Annotated in this window: 18 protein-coding genes; 11 read left to right on the forward strand and 7 right to left on the reverse strand. The window is 44.8% G+C overall.

Translation table 11 applies throughout. The features are described 5' to 3' along the window. Window positions 1-70 precede the first annotated feature (70 nt). Together hutU and hutH are read left to right on the forward strand one after the other, a co-directional pair. A complete protein-coding gene (gene hutU / locus FKN93_RS08015) occupies window positions 71-1,768 on the forward strand; it encodes a urocanate hydratase (RefSeq protein ID WP_004395435.1) in 1,698 nt (565 codons plus the stop codon). Window positions 1,769-1,780: 12 nt separating this feature from the next. Then, the gene (gene hutH, locus FKN93_RS08020) at window positions 1,781-3,331 is read left to right on the forward strand and encodes a histidine ammonia-lyase (RefSeq protein ID WP_004395436.1); all 1,551 of its coding nucleotides are present in this window, start codon (window positions 1,781-1,783) and stop codon (window positions 3,329-3,331) included. 111 nt (window positions 3,332-3,442) lie between these two features. Here hutH and FKN93_RS08025 read toward each other — a convergent pair whose 3' ends face one another. The 4 genes from FKN93_RS08025 to FKN93_RS08040 all read right to left on the reverse strand — a co-directional run bounded on the left by FKN93_RS08025 (window position 3,443) and on the right by FKN93_RS08040 (window position 7,327). Beyond that, complete coding sequence (locus FKN93_RS08025) at window positions 3,443-4,021, reverse strand: DUF1440 domain-containing protein (RefSeq protein ID WP_224215253.1); 579 nt, start codon at window positions 4,019-4,021, stop codon at window positions 3,443-3,445. Between the two features lie 473 nt (window positions 4,022-4,494). Further along, window positions 4,495-5,469 carry a transposase gene (locus FKN93_RS08030; protein ID WP_170904821.1) on the reverse strand — a complete coding sequence of 325 codons (975 nt, stop codon included), beginning with the start codon at window positions 5,467-5,469 and terminating at the stop codon, window positions 4,495-4,497. A 236-nt stretch (window positions 5,470-5,705) separates the two neighbouring features. Beyond that, window positions 5,706-7,181, reverse strand: a complete 1,476-nt coding sequence (locus tag FKN93_RS08035) for a deoxyribodipyrimidine photo-lyase (protein ID WP_170904822.1) — start codon at window positions 7,179-7,181, stop codon at window positions 5,706-5,708. After that, window positions 7,181-7,327 carry a DUF2256 domain-containing protein gene (locus tag FKN93_RS08040; RefSeq protein WP_154170666.1) on the reverse strand — a complete coding sequence of 49 codons (147 nt, stop codon included), beginning with the start codon at window positions 7,325-7,327 and terminating at the stop codon, window positions 7,181-7,183. Before FKN93_RS08040 ends, FKN93_RS08035 begins: the two co-directional genes overlap by 1 nt. 210 nt (window positions 7,328-7,537) lie before the next feature. On the opposite strand from FKN93_RS08040, the gene FKN93_RS08045 reads away from it, so the two are divergent. Beyond that, entirely contained in the window at window positions 7,538-8,263 is a 726-nt protein-coding gene (locus FKN93_RS08045; protein WP_170904823.1) for a DUF3581 domain-containing protein, read from the forward strand. Between the two features lie 160 nt (window positions 8,264-8,423). On the opposite strand, the gene FKN93_RS08050 is transcribed toward FKN93_RS08045, so the two are convergent. Both FKN93_RS08050 and FKN93_RS08055 read right to left on the reverse strand, forming a co-directional pair. Continuing rightward, the gene (locus tag FKN93_RS08050; protein WP_170904824.1) at window positions 8,424-8,885 is read right to left on the reverse strand and encodes an isoprenylcysteine carboxylmethyltransferase family protein; all 462 of its coding nucleotides are present in this window, start codon (window positions 8,883-8,885) and stop codon (window positions 8,424-8,426) included. 50 nt (window positions 8,886-8,935) lie between these two features. Then, on the reverse strand, window positions 8,936-12,004 hold the full coding sequence (locus FKN93_RS08055; RefSeq protein WP_170904825.1) for an FAD-binding and (Fe-S)-binding domain-containing protein: 3,069 nt from the start codon (window positions 12,002-12,004) through the stop codon (window positions 8,936-8,938). Between the two features lie 275 nt (window positions 12,005-12,279). Here FKN93_RS08055 and FKN93_RS08060 point away from each other — a divergent pair, with 275 nt between their 5' ends. The 7 genes from FKN93_RS08060 to FKN93_RS08090 all read left to right on the forward strand — a co-directional run bounded on the left by FKN93_RS08060 (window position 12,280) and on the right by FKN93_RS08090 (window position 18,184). Then, entirely contained in the window at window positions 12,280-12,969 is a 690-nt protein-coding gene (locus FKN93_RS08060) for a DUF3334 family protein (protein WP_004395442.1), read from the forward strand. Between the two features lie 199 nt (window positions 12,970-13,168). Beyond that, window positions 13,169-13,852 carry a DUF2786 domain-containing protein gene (locus FKN93_RS08065; protein WP_004395443.1) on the forward strand — a complete coding sequence of 228 codons (684 nt, stop codon included), beginning with the start codon at window positions 13,169-13,171 and terminating at the stop codon, window positions 13,850-13,852. Between the two features lie 246 nt (window positions 13,853-14,098). Beyond that, window positions 14,099-14,767 (forward strand): OmpA family protein, encoded by a 669-nt coding sequence (locus tag FKN93_RS08070; RefSeq protein ID WP_004395444.1) that lies wholly within the window; start codon window positions 14,099-14,101, stop codon window positions 14,765-14,767. 120 nt (window positions 14,768-14,887) lie between these two features. Beyond that, window positions 14,888-15,898, forward strand: coding sequence for a J domain-containing protein (locus tag FKN93_RS08075; RefSeq protein WP_154168414.1), 1,011 nt, complete (start codon window positions 14,888-14,890; stop codon window positions 15,896-15,898). Window positions 15,899-16,052: 154 nt separating this feature from the next. Further along, window positions 16,053-16,238: a hypothetical protein gene (locus tag FKN93_RS08080; protein ID WP_083797756.1), complete on the forward strand. Its 186-nt coding sequence runs from the start codon at window positions 16,053-16,055 to the stop codon at window positions 16,236-16,238. Window positions 16,239-16,504: 266 nt separating this feature from the next. Beyond that, window positions 16,505-16,900 carry a SulA-like leucine-rich domain-containing protein gene (locus FKN93_RS08085; protein WP_170904826.1) on the forward strand — a complete coding sequence of 132 codons (396 nt, stop codon included), beginning with the start codon at window positions 16,505-16,507 and terminating at the stop codon, window positions 16,898-16,900. 180 nt (window positions 16,901-17,080) lie between these two features. Continuing rightward, on the forward strand, window positions 17,081-18,184 hold the full coding sequence (locus FKN93_RS08090; RefSeq protein WP_170904827.1) for a phosphoribosylaminoimidazolesuccinocarboxamide synthase: 1,104 nt from the start codon (window positions 17,081-17,083) through the stop codon (window positions 18,182-18,184). Window positions 18,185-18,242: 58 nt separating this feature from the next. Here the strand turns inward: FKN93_RS08090 and FKN93_RS08095 are convergent, their stop codons facing one another. After that, entirely contained in the window at window positions 18,243-18,641 is a 399-nt protein-coding gene (locus FKN93_RS08095; protein WP_154168420.1) for a transporter, read from the reverse strand. A gap of 348 nt (window positions 18,642-18,989) precedes the next feature. Between FKN93_RS08095 and FKN93_RS08100 the strand changes: the two genes are divergently transcribed. After that, on the forward strand, window positions 18,990-20,678 hold the full coding sequence (locus FKN93_RS08100) for an NAD-dependent malic enzyme (protein WP_004395448.1): 1,689 nt from the start codon (window positions 18,990-18,992) through the stop codon (window positions 20,676-20,678). Window positions 20,679-20,684 lie beyond the last annotated feature (6 nt).

Here is a 20,684-nt window from a genome sequence, read left to right on the forward strand (position 1 = left end):
TCATTCATCTATCCTCGATGATAAAAAAGGGTTTGACCCGTAAACGGAACCATGAATAAGGAGCAACACCATGTCACAACCACCCAATAACGATGTTCGTTTAGATACCACTCGCACTATTCGTGCTCCGCACGGCACGACTCTGCGCGCGAAATCTTGGTTGACCGAAGCACCACTGCGCATGTTAATGAATAACTTAGATCCTGAGGTTGCCGAACATCCTCATGCATTAGTGGTATACGGTGGTATTGGCCGCGCGGCGCGCAACTGGCAATGTTTCGATAAAATCGTCGAGGTATTAGAGCGTCTTGAAGAAGATCAAACGCTGTTAATTCAATCGGGCAAACCGGTGGCAGTGTTCCCGACCCATAAAAACGCACCACGAGTGTTGATTGCCAACTCAAACTTAGTCCCTCATTGGGCGAATTGGGAGCATTTTAATCAGCTCGATAAACAAGGACTGATGATGTATGGGCAAATGACCGCCGGCTCATGGATTTATATTGGTTCACAAGGCATTGTCCAAGGCACTTATGAAACCTTTGTCTCGGTTGCTAAACAACATTTTGATGGTCAAGCCAAAGGGCGCTGGATCTTAACCGGTGGGCTCGGTGGTATGGGCGGCGCTCAACCACTCGCGGCAACCATGGCAGGATTTTCAATGATTGCCGTTGAATGCGATGAATCGCGCATTGATTATCGTCTACGCACTGGCTATGTCGATAAAAAAGCCACTAGCTTAGATGAAGCGTTAGCGATTATTTATGAATCAGAGACGCCGGTTTCGGTCGGTTTATTAGGTAATGCCGCGGATGTTTTCCCGCAGTTAGTTGAGCGCAATATCACGCCTGATGTGGTGACCGATCAAACTTCAGCTCATGATCCACTCAATGGCTATTTACCGCAAGGCTGGAGCATGGAGCAAGCCGCGCAGCGCCGCTTAGAAGATGAAGCTAAAGTCACGGCAGCCGCTAAAGCCTCAATGGCCACTCAAGTACGAGCCATGCTCACCTTGCAGCAACGCGGCGCGGCAACCTTAGATTATGGGAATAACATTCGGCAGATGGCTTTAGAAGAGGGCGTTGCTAACGCGTTCGACTTCCCCGGTTTCGTTCCTGCTTATATTCGTCCCTTATTTTGTGAAGGCATCGGACCGTTTCGCTGGGCGGCTTTATCGGGCGATCCGGAAGATATTTATAAAACCGATCAAAAAGTTAAAGAACTCATCCCTGACAATCCTCACTTACATAATTGGCTTGATATGGCTCGTGAACGCATTCAGTTTCAAGGCCTACCAGCGCGTATCTGCTGGGTGGGTTTAAAAGACCGTCAACGGTTGGGACTCGCGTTTAATGAAATGGTCAAAAATGGCGAACTAAAAGCGCCCATCGTTATTGGTCGTGATCATTTAGATTCTGGTTCAGTGGCAAGCCCTAACCGAGAGACTGAAGCGATGCTTGATGGCTCTGATGCCGTCTCTGATTGGCCATTATTGAATGCGCTACTCAATACGGCCAGCGGCGCGACTTGGGTTTCGCTTCATCATGGTGGCGGCGTTGGTATGGGCTTTTCACAGCACTCAGGAATGGTGATCTGTTGTGATGGTAGTGACGATGCAGCCGAGCGCATTGCCCGAGTGCTGCATAACGATCCTGCTACCGGGGTAATGCGTCATGCTGATGCTGGCTACGACATCGCCAAGCGCTGCGCAGCGGAACAAAAACTCGATTTACCTATGCTTAACGCAGAGTTGGCTCAATTAAAATAATAAGGATAACCCATGCATCACTTAACCATTACTCCCGGCGAGATGACGCTGAGCCAACTGCGCCACATTAACTCATCCCCTGTCTGCTTGAGTTTAGATCCAAGCGCGATTCCAGCGATTGAACAAAGCACCAAAGTGGTCGAGCAAGTGATCACAGAAGGCCGAACCGTGTACGGGATCAATACCGGTTTTGGCTTATTGGCTAACACCAAAATCGCCCCTGAAGATCTAGAAACGCTGCAAAAAAGCATTGTCCTTTCCCACGCTGCTGGCATTGGCGCATGGATGGACGATGACACCGTGCGTTTAATGATGGTGTTAAAAATTAACAGCTTAGCGCGCGGCTTCTCAGGCATACGTTTATCGGTCATTGAGGCTTTAATCACTTTAGTCAATCATCAAGTCTACCCCTGCGTACCGCAAAAAGGCTCAGTAGGGGCATCAGGTGACTTAGCGCCTCTCGCCCACATGAGCACCGTATTGCTCGGTGAGGGACAGGCACGTTATCAAGGGGAGATCATTGACGGTGCTCAGGCACTGCGCATTGCTGGTCTATCACCGATTACTTTGGCGCCTAAAGAAGGACTGGCGCTGCTCAATGGCACTCAAGCCTCAACCGCATTCGCGCTGCAAGGCTTATTTATGGCCGAAGATCTGTTTGCTTCGGCAATCGTCTGCGGCGCAATGTCCGTTGAAGCGGCGTTAGGTAGCCGTAAACCATTCGACCCGCGCATACACCGAGTGCGTGGTCATCGTACCCAAATGGATGCGGCAGCCGCCTATCGTCATTTACTTGATAGTCGTAGTGAAATTGGGGATTCACATTCAGGTTGCGAAAAGGTGCAAGACCCGTATTCGCTACGCTGCCAACCACAAGTGATGGGGGCATGTTTGCAGCAAATTCGCCAAACTGCGGAAGTGCTTTGCGTTGAAGCGAATGCGGTATCTGATAATCCTCTGGTGTTTGCTGATGATGGCGATATTATCTCTGGCGGTAACTTTCATGCCGAGCCTGTGGCAATGGCTGCCGATAATCTCGCCTTAGCGATAGCCGAAATTGGTAGCTTGTCAGAAAGACGCATGGCGCTGTTAATTGATAGTGCGCTGAGTAAACTACCGCCCTTTTTGGTTGATAATGGCGGTGTCAACTCAGGGTTTATGATTGCCCAAGTCACCGCGGCTGCACTAGCGAGTGAAAATAAAACCTATGCCCATCCAGCCTCGATTGACAGTTTACCCACTTCAGCGAATCAAGAAGATCACGTCTCCATGGCAACCTTTGCCGCCAGAAGACTGCGTGATATGGCAGAAAATACGCGTGGGATTTTGGCGGTAGAATATCTCTCAGCCGCGCAAGGATTAGATTTTCGTGCGCCGCATCGCTCTTCTGAACGCATTGAACTGGCCAAGCAGATATTACGCGCCAAAGTATCGTTTTATGATAAAGATCGCTACTTTGCACCAGACATACAACAAGCGAACGAGTTGCTCAAACAAGCAGTACATAATGCTTTAATGCCTGAAGGCTTGCTGCCAAGTGTTACTCATCATGTAACCATTTGATAATAAAAGGTAATCCACTAACACAGGGATTGATCATCAGATTAATCCCTGTGCTATATCAGCGCAGCGTGCATTCGATTAGCTTATAAAATCTCCGCTATTATAGACAACCTACTTAGCCCAATTACCTATGATCGGTTTTCCAAGCAGTGCTAAAACAGCAATAAGGCTGACCTCAATCGAAACGGACCAACAAATATGGCCGATCATCTCACTCCAAAACTCATAACCATTAAGATTCCATAACCATCCTACTTGTCCATCAAGATACGCTAGATGTCGAAAACCTAATGCGGGGATCAATAGACCATGCATGACTAATGTAATTATAATTCCGTACACTGCCCCATACCAAAGTCTTATCTTGGGTGCTATTGCTGAGATGAAAATATAAACAAAGGCAAAAGCAAAACTAAATAGCCAGTGATAAAGCATTACCGCACCAGGGATAGTAATGCCTTGATAAACATAATCCAGCGAATGAGAGTTTACTCCTAGCCATCCTAACCAAGCATCAATATTCGCGGCAGGCGGCGATATTTCACCCGCTATACGTGGCGGCATATTAGCCTCAGTACCTGATTTTACGAGAGAACTAATAAAGCCCCCAATAAAGGTAGCAAGCACCAAAACCATGGCATTTTTTTTGTCTAAAATAAAATCAAATCTATTCATGTTTTGAGAGGACATTCTCGAGATCCTTTTTGGCTCGCACAATTTCTTGCACTGTCAGTAAAAACACGACCATCCACTGTTGATTTCGAAGATAGCTGTGCAGTAAACATCATATGCTCATGTGATTTCAGTGTAGCTGTAGTTATCAGCATACTCCAAGATATCTTCATCTCTCTCGTATACCTTTATCTTTTACAGGACACACACCAAATAACTCCATTTCTAAGGATTAGTACTAAAAACTTATTATCTTTTACAGGACACACACTAAATAACCCCATTTCTAAGGATTAGTACTAAAAACTTATCAAATGATAGTGAAACTAACTCTGTCTCCAAGCGTTTAAGGTCTATTTAAACTAAATTAATTAAAACGAGGTTATAACAAGTAGGTAGATATCGTATATTGATTGAATTAAAAGAATGCATAATTCCAGTAAAGGTTCTGGTCTAGTTTTTATGCTGAGTTTTTATAGTAAAGCTAACACTTACTCCAAAAGATACAGGTGCATCTTTTGTTTTTTCAAAACTACCTTCGCTATTGCTGCCTGAGGCCGAGTACCGATAGCTGTCGCGCGCGACTTCTCTAGACTAGTGCAGATTTTTAGCCAATCCCTTGTATTAAAACTTAACCGTGACAGGATATTTGGCATTTTATCGCTCATCGACGCTTTGCCGTCTCGATATTGGCGAGCGGTCCAGTCAACCAACTCTAAATAATCCATCAGACGAAAAGGGATCCCCTCTCGTAGTTCATTAGTTGGGTTACCAATCAAAGGATGCAAGCAAGGCGCTGTCACTAAATTTTTATTTAGTGCATCAATTCTGGCTTTTATCGAAGTAAATTCACTAGTTTCTGGGGTATCAGCGATCCCCGTTCGAATAGGATTTAAATCAACATAAGCCATTGCCGCTGCCAGTGCTTTTTCATCAAGTAGTGCTTGGCTTTTGAAACGGCTCTCCCAAAAGTGTCCAGTGCAATTGTCTTCTCGGTTAGCTTTACAAGCAATGTCGTAATTGAGCTCTTTCATAAACCAGCTCAAGCTCGATAACCTTTCCCGCCAAACTTCTATTAGTTCAATGCAGCACGTTTGTTCAGCTAGGCTAGTGAGTTGTTTATTTTGCCAACGTTGGATTAGTACTGGGAGTTTATGAACTTGGCTCCAGCGATCAACGACTTGATGATGCGTGAGGTTTAACACCTTGTCTTGATTAATATTTATCACTAAATGGTAGTGATTGCTCATGATTGCGTATGCACAAATATCAATGCAATAGACGTTAGTTAACGAATAGATTTTTTGTTCTATCCATTCTCTTCGATGTTCATAACAACGATTGGTCAGCGTATCTTTTCCGCATAAAAAGCTACGCCTCACGCAGCGAGAAATGCAGTGATAATAAGATGTTACATCCGTAGAAACCAGTTGTTGTCGAGCGGTGGTCAAAGTAGTGTCCTCCATTAAACGTGAAGGAACCTTAGCAATAAATGATGATTAAATGTGCTATCGAATCACCAAAAGACTAAAAATCATACTTTTTCCATACTTTTGGTGTGTGTCCCATAACATCCTCCTCCCATAACATCCTCCTAGTAACTGGAATACCGTCAAAATTTGGCCAATGATCAGAAAACCGAACAAATACGCACTATACATTTAGCTAACCCAGCCCCCCGTCTTTGTACAAAAACTCCCCATTACCTCATATTCACCCGCGCGTGAATGGCAAGAATACGCTGAGCTTCACGATTAACATCCTCTCGTTTGCGCCAAGCCCATAACCTATCTCGCGCTTGCTTAGCGCAAGCTGCCACATCAATCACTGGGTTTAAATAGCGACTATCGGCGGGCAATTGATACATCATGGCTTCCATAGGGCTCATTTGCCACGGTTCAAACAGCAAAGATAGTGGTACTTCTGCCAATTCAGGCACCCACTGACGAATAAACACACCTTGCGCGTCATGCTCTTGAGCTTGTTTGATTGGGTTGTAAATTCGAATGGTATTGATCCCAGTCACCCCAGCCTGCATCTGAAATTGAGCATAATGAATGCCTGGTTCAAAATCTAAAAATAGCTGTGCTAAGTGCCCGACCCCAGCACGCCAATCTTGATTCATATGATGAGTCAACACACTCACTAACATTGCGCGCATACGAAAGTTTAAATAACCGGTATGATACAAACAACGCATACAAGCATCGACTAATGGAATGCCGGTTTGGCCGCTTTTCCAAGCTTCCAATAGTTCTGTATCCGGCTGATACGCTTGCGCCAGAAGCGGCTCATAAGCACGGTTTACGCAGCGAAACTCCATCTCACATTCTGATTCAAATTTCTGTATGAAATGGCAATGCCAGTGTAACCGTGAAGCTAACGCAATTAGGCTCCGCCTTAACCCAGTCGTATTCCAATAACTGAGTAGCGTTTGATACATCTCGCGCAATGAGATATTCCCCCATGCAAGATAAGGGGACATACGCGAACAAGATACTCGGGCGAGCGACGGGCTGGATATCTGAAAGTAGTAATTTTTTGCTCGACGCTGAAAAAAATCCGCTAAGGTCTGTTTAGCGAGTGTCTCACCGCCTGTTTGGAATCCTTTCTCTTTACGTCGCCAAGCTGATGGTACATTGTTATCCAAACCTAAATCGGTAGCACAAACAGAAATTAACCTCTGTGCGGTTAAATTCGGCATTGCCAATGGTGCTCGCATAATTACTTGCCAGTGCTTATCCCAACCTTGACGGTGAGTTGCCGCGCGGCGAACGGCGCCATAAGCACTTTGATGCCAACTTATCCCCTGCTCCGTACACCAATGCTGAAGGGCAACATCACGCTTGAAGGTATTAGCAAGACCCACTTCCTGATGAGAATAAAGACCTTGAATAGAAAAGTGTGTCGCTAGTGTCGCCAAACCTTGCTCAGCTGAGACGTTAGCAATCAGTATCTGATGACCAAATCGAGCGAGCCGTTGATTGATATCTTGCAGTGATTGCCAGACAAAACGCCAATGGCGCTCAGAATAATGGCGATCATTGAGCAGCATGGGCTCAAAGAAATACACCAACAGCGTCGGTATTCCGCTATCTAATGCAGCGCACAAGGGGGGATGATCACTTAAACGTAAATCGCGCTTGAACCAAACAATGTTGATGGCTGGAGGGCTCATTATGCTTTACCTCGCTGACGACGACACCGTTCTGAACAATAGTTCACTTCATTCCAACAACGTTGCCACTTTTTCCGCCAACGAAAAGGGCGCTTACACACTGAGCAGAGTTTTTCAGGTAAAAAGGCTTTTTGATGACTTGTCATGGCCATTGATTGATTCGTTATCATGCCGTTAATTACGTCAAGCTTGCCAACCACGATCACGGTTTTAGCTAAAATCGTGCTGTTTTATAAGCTAAAAATCCTTTCTTTTTGCCAAAAGGCACAAATTGTGAACAATTTAACACTGATTGGACCATTAAAACTTTTCTTGGGGCTATAATCGGCAACAGTTTTTATGAACAAGTGTTGATTATGCTGCTTAAACCTTATTTTTCATCTGCTGAACATCAATTTCAATTTACTCGCCAACAAGCGAGCCATTTTGCTAAAAAAGTGGCGGGTGATTTCAATCCGATCCACGACGAAGACAGTAAGCGGTTTTGCGTACCCGGCGATCTGCTGTTTGCAGTGCTCTTGAAAAAGAACGGTATTAGCCAAAAAATGCGCTTTACCTTCTCCGGCATGGTTAGTGATGGCGTTGCGCTGCATGTTGAAAATCAATGCAGCCAAATGAGTGCGTTGGTGGATGAATCGGGTAAAGAATATTTATTAATGCAACGCGAGGGAGAAGTTTCCCACGATGCGGTGTTTATTGAGCATGTGATTAAAAGTTATGTCCAATTTTCAGGCATGAACTTTCCACACATTATGGTGCCACTGATGAAGCAGCAACAAGTGATGATCAACTGCCAGCGTCCATTGGTGATTTATGAAAGTATGGAAGTGGAATTTGAGCGCTTGGATCTTAGCCATCCAGAAGTTGAGTTTAGCGGTGCCTCCTTCGATGTCGATGGTAAACGAGGCGTCGTGACCTTGAATTTTACCTTTAAAGATCAAGGCCAATTAGTCGGCAAAGGTATCAAACGTATGGTTGCCAGTGGATTAAAGCCTTATAACCAAGCCGATATTGATGATTTAGTGCAGCGCTTTAACGATCGTAAAGTGCGTTTTCTGGCTGAGTTATCACAAGCGGCCTAATCATCTCAGCTCCGCCACTACCGGAGGAGCTATATCCAAACGACTTGGAGTTGCAGGTAGGCGGCAAGTGAGTGAATCCCGATGAGCATAGGCAAACTATGTGATTGGGGTGAACGAACGTAGCCAACACCGCTGCAGCTCCAAGTAGGAAGGCTGTAAATCATATCCAACGCCTAACCCGCGCTTTATAATTGCTATAACGCTCACCAAACACCCGCTCTAATACTCGTTCTTCTGGCTGGATCTGAAACCGATTCATGTAAGCGATGAACCCTATCACCACTAATAAACTGACTAGATTTTGCTGCCAATATGCCACGCCAAATAACAATAGTAATAACGCTAAATACATAGGATTACGGCTGTAGTTAAAAATTCCAGAATCGACAACAGTAGAAGCTTGATCCGGTTTGGTTGGGTTGACCGTGGTATTCGCCCTGCGAAATTGTACAACGGCAGAGATACCGACTACCCCTGATAACATAACGCATAATGCAAAGATCAGCTTGGTATACGGAAGAGTAAGAGCGGCAAAGCTAAATAGATACGCTAACCGATTAGACATCACCAGTGCCACTAAAAACAGAGCCACGGGTGGAATTTTCAGTTCTAAATAACGCATAACTCCCCTCCTGATTAGTTAAAACGGCCATCCGAAGATGGCCGCTAGGGTCATAGGATCTCTAACAAGGCTTGGATAGGATGCCTTGGTTGTATCTCCTCAAAGCGTTTCACTTGGCTACGACAAGAGTAACCGGTCATCAAACAGCGTTCTTTAGGCAGTTTATCCAAACTTGGCTGCCAGCTTAAGGCATAAATGTCTTTCGACATCTGTAGCTTATCCACTTCATGACCAAAGGTACCTGCCATACCACAGCAACCTACAGGTACGGTCTGCAACTCAGCCCCAAAGTGGCTGAAGATCTGCCCCCACTCTTTTTCAGCATTAGGTAACTTAGTTTTTTCGGTGCAGTGAGCCAATAAATACCAAGGCGCTTGTGGTGCCTGTCCTTGATCAATATTCGCTTGAGTAACATTGGCTTGCGATGGCATCTCAGCCAATCGTGGTAATAACCATTCATGTGCGGTAAGCACTTCAAACTCGCCCCGTTGCTGACCTAAAATCTCCACGTATTCATCGCGATAACAAAGCACCAGAGCCGGGTCAACCCCAACCATAGCAATATTAAGATCCGCGACTTGAGATAGAAAGCCAGCCGTACTGGTTGCTGTACTCTTAAAGCGCTGTAAAAAGCCCTTAATATGTTGCGCTTTACCATTGGGCTTAAACGGCAGCAAAATCGGTTTTTTACCCAGCTTAATCACCAGGGCGATAAAATCTTCCACCACTTGCGCATCATAATAACTGGTGAAAGGGTCTTGTACGATAATCACATGTTCAGAGCGCTGTTGCTGAGAAAGCGCCATCAATTGTTGGCGATCAAACGGCACAATATTATGACGACGAGATCGCGCCGCTAAGGTCGGGATAGATAACCGAGGGGTATCGACATAGCCAACTGTCGCCGCCGTTAAGCGTTCAATCCATGGCTGACCAATAACCGCATTGACCACTTGTGGCGCTTTCGCCATCAGCGGTAACATGGTTTCAATGTTCGCGACTAAGTAATCTTTAACCGGACGCGGATAGCGAGTGTGATAAAGATTTAAGAAACGTGAACGAAAACTCGGCACATCCACTTTAATTGGGCATTGGCTAGCGCAGGCCTTACAGGCTAAACAGCCATTCATCGCTTCATACACTTCATGAGAGAAATCATACTCATGAGAGGGACGAATACGCTGCCGAACGCGATCCAATAGACTTTTAACACTGGCTGTTTTCTGCAAGGCTTGTTGCTCTAAATCGAGAATATCAATCCCTTGCTCCGTCAGTTGACGCAACCATTCACGCACTAAACCCGCTCGACCTTTTGGCGAGTGACGACGGTCGGCGGTAACCTTCATCGATGGACACATCGGGGAGCTAGTGTCGTAGTTAAAACATAGCCCATTGCCGTTACATTCCATCGCTTGCTTAAAGCTGTCACGAACTTTTACGTCAATCTGCCGATCAAAATAACCACGCTTGGTATCCGATACTTTAACCAGCTCAAAACTGCTATTAAGCGGCGTACAAATCTTACCGGGATTCATCTTATTGTGAGGGTCAAAAGCCGCTTTGACGCGGCGTAATTCGGTAAATAGCTCCGCTCCAAAAAACTCAGGGCCGTACTCAGAGCGATAACCCTTACCATGCTCCCCCCACATTAAACCGCCGTATTTCGCCACCAGCTTAACGACTTGATCGGAAATCTCATGCATCATTAACTCTTGCTTGGGATCGCATAAATCAAGTGCGGGACGCACGTGCAATACGCCAGCATCCACATGACCAAACATACCGTAACTGAGGCCTTTGTCGTCAAGCAGCGCGCGAAATTCACTAATAAAATCCGCCAAGTGCTGCGGTGGCACACAAGTATCTTCGGTAAATGGCACCGGTTTAGCTCGTCCTTTGGCCGCGCCCAATAAACCTACCGCTTTTTTACGCATAGTATAAATACGGTTAATGCTGGCTAAATCATCACACACTTGATAACCAATAATCCCGGCTTGCTGCTGACTGATCATCACATCTAAACGCTGGGTCAATTGCGTGACTAATTGTTTTACCTGCTCTGGGTCTTGGTCTGCATACTCAACCATATTGATGCCGAGCAATTCCTTGCCAGGCACATCGGTTAACAAATCACTGACGCTATGCCAAACAATATCTTGTTTCGCTAAATTGAGTACGTTTGAATCTAGCGTTTCCACCGATAACGCATTGGCTTCAATCATTAGCGGCGCATTACGTAATGCCGAATCAAAACTGTCATATTTGATGTTAACTAAGGTTCGCGCTTTAGGAATTGGGGTGAGATTGAGTTTGGCTTCGGTAATAAAAGCCAATGAACCTTCAGCGCCGCACAGTACGCGGGTGATATTAAATTCCCCCGTTTGTTCATCAAGGGCATTTTTTAAATCATAACCGGTCAAGAAACGGTTTAAAGGCGGAAACTTGGCGACTATCTGCTCTCGCTGGCCACGGCAGACGGCTTCGGTAACCTGCATGGCCTTTTCAGCATAGCTATTGGCTTGCGGGTCGCCCCGTGAACCGTCGGTTTCTAAGATTGACCCATCGGAAAATACCGCTTGTAGCGAGAGAACATGATCGGAGGTTTTACCGTATTTGAGTGAACCTTGGCCTGAAGCATCGGTATTAATCATCCCACCCAATGTAGCTCGGTTACTGGTAGAGAGATCGGGCGAGAAAAAATAGCCATAAACACGCACCGCATCATTCAGTTGATCTTTAATTACACCAGCCTGAACCCTTACCCAACCTTGCTCTGGATTGATTTCAAGGATTTGATTCATATGGCGAGACAAGTCAACCACAATCCCTTTGGTTAAAGCTTGCCCATTGGTGCCTGTCCCGCCTCCACGCGGAGAAAACGTGACACGTTCGAATTCTGGCCTAATACTTAATTGACCGATAAGCGAAACATCATGGCTAGTTTTAGGATGAACAACCGCTTGTGGAAGTTGCTGATAAACGCTGTTATCAGTAGACACGGCTAAACGACTGGCATACTGTGTTTCGATATCGCCCGTAAACCCAGCTGTTTTTAACTCATGTAAAAAGGTTAAAACAACCGGATCAACATCAGATTGGAGGTGAAGTCTTGGTAACATTTGCTTCCTGCCCGAACGCCGCTGATCCAATCAGCGCTATGTAATGGGTGAGTTTTAATTTATTTTTTTGAGTCCGGTCACTTTACAACATTTAAATCAGTGATCAAATCAGAATCTTAACAACAATAGAGTTAAGCCATTTTTTAGATAACGGAAGAGTTGAAGGTCAGCTAAATCCAGCTATCGTTAAGTAAACACAGATACATTTTCGTCGCCTACTTTCCTAAGCGGTCATTGATTAACCACTTAGCCCTGACACACTCATGGACCTAGATATGAAAAAAAATAAAGTCGTTACCACAGAAGATATTCTATTGAAACTTTGTCAATCGGTTTCAACCGTACTCTCCTCAGCCACGGGATCGAACATCACCTACTCGGCAATGGTACAAAAAATCACCAAAACGTCACTCAAACCAGACTTTGGCTGCTTCGTTTTGTTTGATGGCGGATTTTCTGGTTTAGTGGTAATTAACTTCACTTCTAAAGCCGCTTTAGAAGTGTATACCCAATATATGCGCAATATGGGCATGCCAGAAGATGAACTTGCGGTATTACACACCTCCGACGAAGTTGGCGATGTACTCGGTGAACTGATGAACCAACTGGTCGGTGATTTCACCAACAAAGTACGCAAAGAGTTACAAACCAACATCACTCAAAACCAGCCGAAAATGTTGTCACTCAACAAACAAGTTAACTTATCGGTTGATACTAACTTAGATCGACCACAAGCCCGCCGCGTAACCTTCTCGACCGAAAATAATAATATTTTCTATCTAGAATTGGCCATGGATCGCACTGAGTTTATTCAATTGGAAGACTTTGAAATTCAGGAAGATGAAAGTCCAGACTCTATTTTAGCTGATACACAACAAAAGATGGCCGACAAAGCGGCCAATAAAGCGGCAAGCCAAGCAAATAGTGACCTCTCCGCCGATTTACTCGATGAACTAGGTATCTAACCGAGTATCTATCTTTACCCTACTTGAAGTTGTCGCTTACCAACCGAGCCGCAACTTCAAGTTACCATCAAAATAACATCGAATTACCGGTTAATTCGTCCCGCCGGTAGGCGAATATCCAGCATCCCTTTCACTCCTTAGATAAAAACGGTAAAATAGCTGACTTTTCTTAGCGCTGCGGAACCGATTTTATAATTCGATGGATAAACAAAAAGCCTTAAAAAAAATAGCCAAATGCCTAGAGTTAGGTAACTCCGCTAATGTCAATGAAGCGGCCAACGCGATCAAAATGGCCCACCGGCTGATGCTCAAATATGGGTTGGATAAAGACGATATTGAGTTTATTAAAATGGGCAAAACCCAATCAACTCATCTTCTGCCTGCCTCCATCAGTTCCGGCATTTTACGTATTATCCGAGGCATTAATACCAAATTTGGTGTTGAAGCCGTTTTGATCAATCATAAAGGTTTAAAACGCGTCGAATTTATCGGTGAGGCAGACAGAGCGATTTTTGCCGCCTTTGCTTTTGATATTGTTTATCGTGAAATGAATGAGCAGACTGGGCAGTTTCGCAACAGTTTTGCAGGCAGTGGCACACCAACGACAGAAGTCTCGCGGCGCGTAAATTCGTTTTTATCCGGTTGGGTAGAAGGCGCACTGGAAAAATTGCCAACCATTACGCCTGACGAAAACTCAATGAATAAAATCAACAGTTACATTGATAAAGAGTTCGAAAATATTGATCGGGAAACCTTTAAGCAACAGCTACGTGATGCGATGAAGAACATCACCGCAGATTATGAAGTCGGGCTCAAAAAAGGCCGTAAAGTTTCCGTTAATAGACCGATTGATGGTGCACAAGCGCCAAAACGACTTAAATAACCTTTCGTCTATAACGCTCAATTAAGTGATGCGAATGTGAAATTTAGATCAATGGATTGACTTTATTCGATAAGTTTTGTTTATTTCAGGCTAATTCCAGTGGACTCAAGGCGTTTTCCCTATCGCCCCTACCGCTGGATGACCAACAACTTCCAACCAAAGCTTAAAAAGTTTAAGGCTATAAACTACACATAGCGTAGCCAATAAGCGGAAATGAACACATACTGCCAACACGGAGAGAATACATTGAAAAAAATCACGCTGGCGATGGCACTGGTCATCACATTGTCTGGCTGTGCTGCCACACAAAGGCAAAATGCCACAACAGGCGAATCAGAAACGAATGCCGCCACTCGCGGAGCATTAATTGGCGCGGTAGCTGGTGCGGCCGCGGGTTTAGCCACTGGTGATAATGCGAAACAGCGCCGTCAACGCGCTTTAATTGGTGCGACTGGCGGCGCGGCTGTAGGTGGTGGTGTCGGTTACTATTTTGACCAACAAGAAGCGGCTTTGCGTGAAGAATTGCTTCATTCAGGCGTACAAGTTCAACGTGTCGGCGACAATCAACTTTTATTGCGTATGGAAAACGGCATCGGTTTCCAAACCAACTCTTATCAACTCGACTCAAGCATTCACCGTACACTACGCGGCGTAGCCAAAATTCTTGTCCAATACCCAGACACCAGTTTAGTGATTGATGGGCATACCGACAGTACTGGTGGTGATACCACTAACCAAGTGCTATCGGAACGTCGTGCTGAATCAGTACGCAGCTTCTTATTGTCACAAGGAGTCGCTCCAGGACGAGCTATCGCGCGAGGTAATGGCTCTCGCTTCCCAATTTGTACCAATAGTACTGTGGAAGGACGAGCTTGTAACCGCAGAGTAGACATTCAAATTTTGCCGCTAAAATAAGCCCTCCAGCAAGGCAAGTTTAGTGAACAAGAGTATACTTAGAAGGCCCTTAATTGGGCCTTTTTCTCATTAGCACCGATACGGTGATCACAACCATCAACTCATTAGGACACGCTGAGCATGCACGTTTTATCACCCTGGTTACTGCTGTTTTTCACCTTGGTGTGTTCATGGCCTATTGCCGCGCAAACCGATCAAGTTCGCCAACAAGCTCGCTTAGGTAATCCGGAAGCACAATTTCAATTAGCAGTGAGCTATCAACAAGCGCAGCAATCAGACCAAGCCTATTACTGGTTTTTACAAGCGGCAGAACGCGGCTATCAACCCGCAATGACACCACTAGCCAATGCTTATTTACAGGGTCTAGGTACGTCTACTGATGTAACCCAAGCTCTACTTTGGTATACCAAATCAGCTACCTTAGGTGATGTTGAGGCAGCCTTAGCAATGGGACGTTTATATCAACAAGGAGAATATCTCCCTCAATCATTGCTCATGGCAGAAATTTGGTATCACAGTATTGCGGATCGCCATCCGCTAGGTGAACAACGCTACAGTGAACTATTACAACAACGTTTTAATCAACGTCGAGCCAATCAATTAATTGCCTTACAAAATCTCGAAATACAAGCGCAACAGGATGGTTTAAGGAACGAGGACGAAGATAAGGCGTTACAAGAACGCCAAACTCAAGATCATACGATGTCGTTGATGAGCGATTTTTTGTTCGTTTTAATTGGCCTATTGTTAATTATGGGCATCTTGTCTCTGTATCGTTCAATCAAAAACAAACAACAGCATCAAGCCGAGCAATTAAATATGGAACAAAAAGAGCAGATCCAACAGCAAGCGGCGATTATAAAACAACAAAAACGTCAACTTGATAAGCTCTATCAAGAGTTTAAAAAACAACAACACCAACAGGCACATCACCAACACGACCAGACTTTTTCTTTGGCCTGCGCCCTACTCGGTTTTCACCCTCATCGATTACCCGATGAAAAAATCATCAAACAACGCTATAAACAACTGAGTAAAATCTATCATCCCGATCTGCAAGGCAGCGAAGAAGAGATGAAACGTCTCAACGGCGCGATGAAAATCATCAACCAAAGGTTAACTAAGCGTTAATAATTATAATAAACATATCGCAACCTCTTCTAAATAAATTAGAAAGCAAACGATTAGCATCGCAAAGCCAGTAACAGATACTTAACTTAATTACTGAGCATGTGCGATAATCTGCACAGATTAAACACCAAACAGAATAAGGTGGGGAGAAGTAATGTTTACTGTGATCGGAGTGTGCGATTGGTGCAAACTGTCAAACCAATTAACAAAGCATGAATATATTGACGGTAAAGCGCATTATTCTTGTCCAAATTGCCATGATCTGGCAAGAATGGACGTCAGGTTATTCAATCTTGATGAACTCGCCTCCCGTGAACGACAAATGCACCAAGCATCCTAACCTAGATAGAAGCGCCGCCAAGGCGCTTTGTTGCTAAATAAATTCCCTTTTCATCTCTCATCTCAACAAACTGCCAATTTGATCACAAATTCACATCTTTCATCTACTCTCTCGTTCAAAAAACAACCGCTTATTTATCAATCATCTAGGATAAAAATGACGACTAAATGTCAGAAATGAACAAAAAACAAACACACTTATCACTTGATCATCATCCACGCCTTGATTACTGTATATGCATACAGCATGTATATGAGGACAGTATTATGCTTAACACTACCTTTCATTATTCAGACGCTATTTATGACTCTTGCTCGGTCAATCGCCACTGCGTGCCACAACTCAATCATCCTATATTATCTCGCTTAGCGCAGTTATCCGAACAACGCCAATGGATTCTCTACACGGCACAATGCCCTCGTCCTCACTATCAACAATTAAGCATGCACCGGATCCAGTGTCATAAAATTATTCATATGAAAGCTTCACGCTCAGGTTCTGAAATGGATATTGTGCTCAAAGCGATTCAATCAGGCAATGCGAGCGCTATTGTTGCTTCGGCAAGTATCGATAAAGCACATCAACGTCGTTTACAACACATGGCGAAACAGCACCAATGTGAAGTCTTTTTCCTGAATAAAACCTCGTCGTTCTTTCATTAACGACGGTCCCCCCAGCAGAGACTGAACCCATCCACAAACCACCAAAGCAAACGTTTGCTTTTTATATGGCGACAGAAAATAGTTCTGGTATGATGCGTGCCATAAACAAGACCCAATGGTCGGTTGACAAACCAGAGGGTCTTTCTTGTCAACGCTGTTTAATCCAGATAGGAATGTTTCATGAGTCTTGCTGATCAAGTTCTTGCCGTCAATGACGACCTCCCCATTCGTACCCACTTGCCTGTACATAGCGGTAAAGTCCGCTCGGTTTACTGGCTTACCGAACAAGACAGTCAGCGATTGATCCAAGAAAAAGGTTATCCGATTGCCAAAGATGCCCCACTGGCAATTATGGTGATCAGCGATCGTATCTCTGCTTTTGATTGTATTTGGCATGCAGAAGGTGGATTAAAAGGCGTTCCCGGTAAAGGCGCAGCGCTCAATGCGATTTCTAATCATTGGTTTAGCCTTTTCAAACAACAAGGGTTAGCCGATAGTCACATCGTCGACATTCCTCATCCTTTAGTGTGGATTGTCCAAAAAGCCAAACCGATTAAAATCGAAGCGATCTGCCGCCAATACATCACTGGATCGATGTGGCGCGCTTACGCTAAAGGTGAACGCGAATTTTGTGGTATTGCTCTGCCTGACGGATTGGAAAAAGATAGCCTACTCCCTGAGCTGCTGATCACGCCATCAACCAAAGGGATTTTAACTGGGATCCCCGGCGTTCCTGAAGCCGATGATGTGAATATCACTCGACACGATATCGAACAGAATTTCGCTGCATTTAACTTTACTCATCCTGCTGATATTGATCATTACGAAACGCTGCTTAAACAGGGTTTTAGCGTGATTAATGAAGCATTAAAAGCCATCGGTCAACAGTTTGTTGATACCAAATTTGAGTTTGGTTATGTTACCGATGCCAACGGACAAGAAAAACTGATTTATATGGATGAAGTTGGTACGCCCGACTCTTCGCGCATTTGGGACACCGAATATTATCAAAAAGGCCAAATCGTCGAAAATTCAAAAGAAGGCTTTCGCCAATTTTTGCTTGGTTACTTCCCTGACCCAGATATTTTACTCAATAAAGAACGGATGACAGAGCGCGAAGCATTGGCACAAAATAATGCGCTTCCGGTAGAAGCACTGATGGACATTTCGCGCACCTATTTAGGCATTGCAGAAAAAATTGTCGGCCACCCTATCAAACTAAGTAGCCATCCTAAACAAGAGATCATCGCTATATTGCGTGACCAATACGATTTGATTGTCTAACGCTGTTTTTTACCCGCACTCATCATCTGATCGATGGGTGCGGATGATAATGAAAGCGCTAACTCACGGGCAAAGCGGGGTTAACGATCACCAAAAACTCATCCCCCTGAGCGGGCTGTAATTTAACCTCGGCGCTTTGCTCGATCAACAGAACCTGCGCTGGCTCTAATCCATAAGGCATGATCAGTGTTAGCTCTTCTATCCCTTCGGCTTTAGCCAGTTTGAGCAATGCGATGAGATTGGCTTCGTCACTTCGACGGCTAGATAACGTGCTTAAGGCCAAATCCCATAGTCGCTCTTCATGGGTTTTACTCTGTTTAACGGTATCTTGCCAGACGGTACCGAAAATGGGAGCAAAGGAGGCTAATACATCAGAAAAATTCCATCGTTTGGTACACGATGCTCCTAAAAAGCTCGCATAATCAAACACGACAGAAACTCGTTGTGATTGTTGCATGTTTACCTCAATGTAAAAATCTATCCTAGCGGGCTTACTATTATGCAGGAACACTTATATAGCAATACGATATGTAAAAACAATCTTTTATGGGAAGTATTCTCTTCTAACTGGAATATAAAAAATCAAACTTGTAACACTATATACCGACTATGTTTCTGATTGGTACTCTTCTCGTCAACAGAAGGTTATCCATCAAAAAGTCCGCGAGAGTGACCGATTTAACCTTTAATTAAGTCTATAATGAAAATAATCACTTAAACGGAAAGGCTTATCTATTTACAACTTAGCGGATAAGCCGCTATCATTTTTAACCATCTGTTCCCACCTACCCTACATAGGCACCAAATGAATAACGATAAACGTCCGCTTTATATTCCTTATGCTGGCCCTGCGCTACTCAGCACCCCTTTACTGAATAAAGGCAGTGCCTTTAGCGCCGAAGAGCGTGCATCTTTTAACTTGGAAGGCTTACTTCCAGAATCGACAGAAACGATTCAAGAACAAGTGGTCCGTGCTTATCAACAATATTGCAGCTTTGAAAGTGATATGGATAAGCATATTTACCTACGTAATATTCAAGACACCAACGAGACTCTCTTCTATCGTTTAGTACAAAACCATATCTCTGAAATGATGCCGATCATTTACACCCCGACGGTTGGCGCTGCGTGTGAGAATTTCTCTAATATTTACCGTCGTGGTCGTGGGCTATTTATCTCCTACGCTAACCGAGATCGTATCGACGATCTGCTTAATAACGCCGCAAACCATAACGTTAAAGTGATTGTGGTGACTGATGGTGAACGTATTCTCGGCCTTGGCGACCAAGGGATTGGAGGTATGGGCATTCCAATCGGTAAATTATCACTTTACACGGCTTGTGGCGGAATCAGTCCCGCCTATACCTTACCTATCGTATTGGATGTCGGTACCAATAACCCGCAACGCTTAGCAGACCCAATGTACATGGGCTGGCGTCATCCTCGGATCACCGGAGCCGAATACGATAACTTTGTCGAAGATTTTATCCAAGCGGTACAACATCGTTGGCCAGATGCGTTAATTCAATTTGAAGATTTTGCGCAAAAAAATGCCATGCCACTGTTGGAACGCTACAAAAATCGCATTTGCTGCTTTAATGATGACATTCAAGGTACAGCGGCGGTCACCGTTGGCTCACTACTGGCGGCTTGTAAAGCGGCAGGTAGCCAATTATCACAACAGCGGATCACCTTCTTAGGGGCAGGCTCTGCTGGCTGTGGCATTGCTGAAGCGATTATTGCCCAGATGGTCTCCGAAGGGATCTCCGACGCTCAAGCTCGTTCACAAGTCTATATGGTCGATCGCTGGGGTCTATTAGAAGAAGGGATGCCGAATCTGCTTGATTTCCAACAGCGTCTGGTGCAGAAAAAAGACAATACTCAAGATTGGACTTCTGAAGGTAATGGTTACTCATTGGTCGATGTAGTCCGTCATGCCAAACCAACCGTGTTGGTGGGTGTTTCAGGCGCTCCAGGCCTATTCAGTGAGGAAGTGATCAAAGAGATGCATGCACATTGCCCTCGACCGATTATTTTTCCTCTCTCTAACCCGACGAGTCGAGTTGAAGCGACGCCTGCCGACATTATTCACTGGACCAATGGTGAAGCGTTAGTCGCCACTGGTAGTCCGTTTGCTCCCGTCATCCATGATGGTAAGACGTACGCCATTGCCCAGTGTAATAACAGCTACATCTTCCCTGGGATTGGCTTAGGCGTACTCGCCGTAGGAGCGAAACGAGTCACTGATGAAATGTTAATGGAATCGAGCCGAGCTTTATCACTCTGCTCACCACTAGCGATTAATGGTCACGGTCCACTTCTGCCACCGCTAGAATCGATTCATTCTGTCTCGAAGAAAATTGCCTTTGCTGTCGCTAAAAAAGCCATAGAACAAGGTGTTGCGTTAGAAATTACGGATGAAGCTTTGGACGTTGCCATTGAACAGCATTTCTGGCAACCTGCTTATCGTCGTTACAAGCGTACCGCTTTTTAATTCGTC

It is taken from the genome of Vibrio sp. A8-1 (assembly GCF_013048685.1).
In the GTDB taxonomy this organism is placed as follows: Bacteria; Pseudomonadota; Gammaproteobacteria; order Enterobacterales; family Vibrionaceae; genus Vibrio; species Vibrio metschnikovii.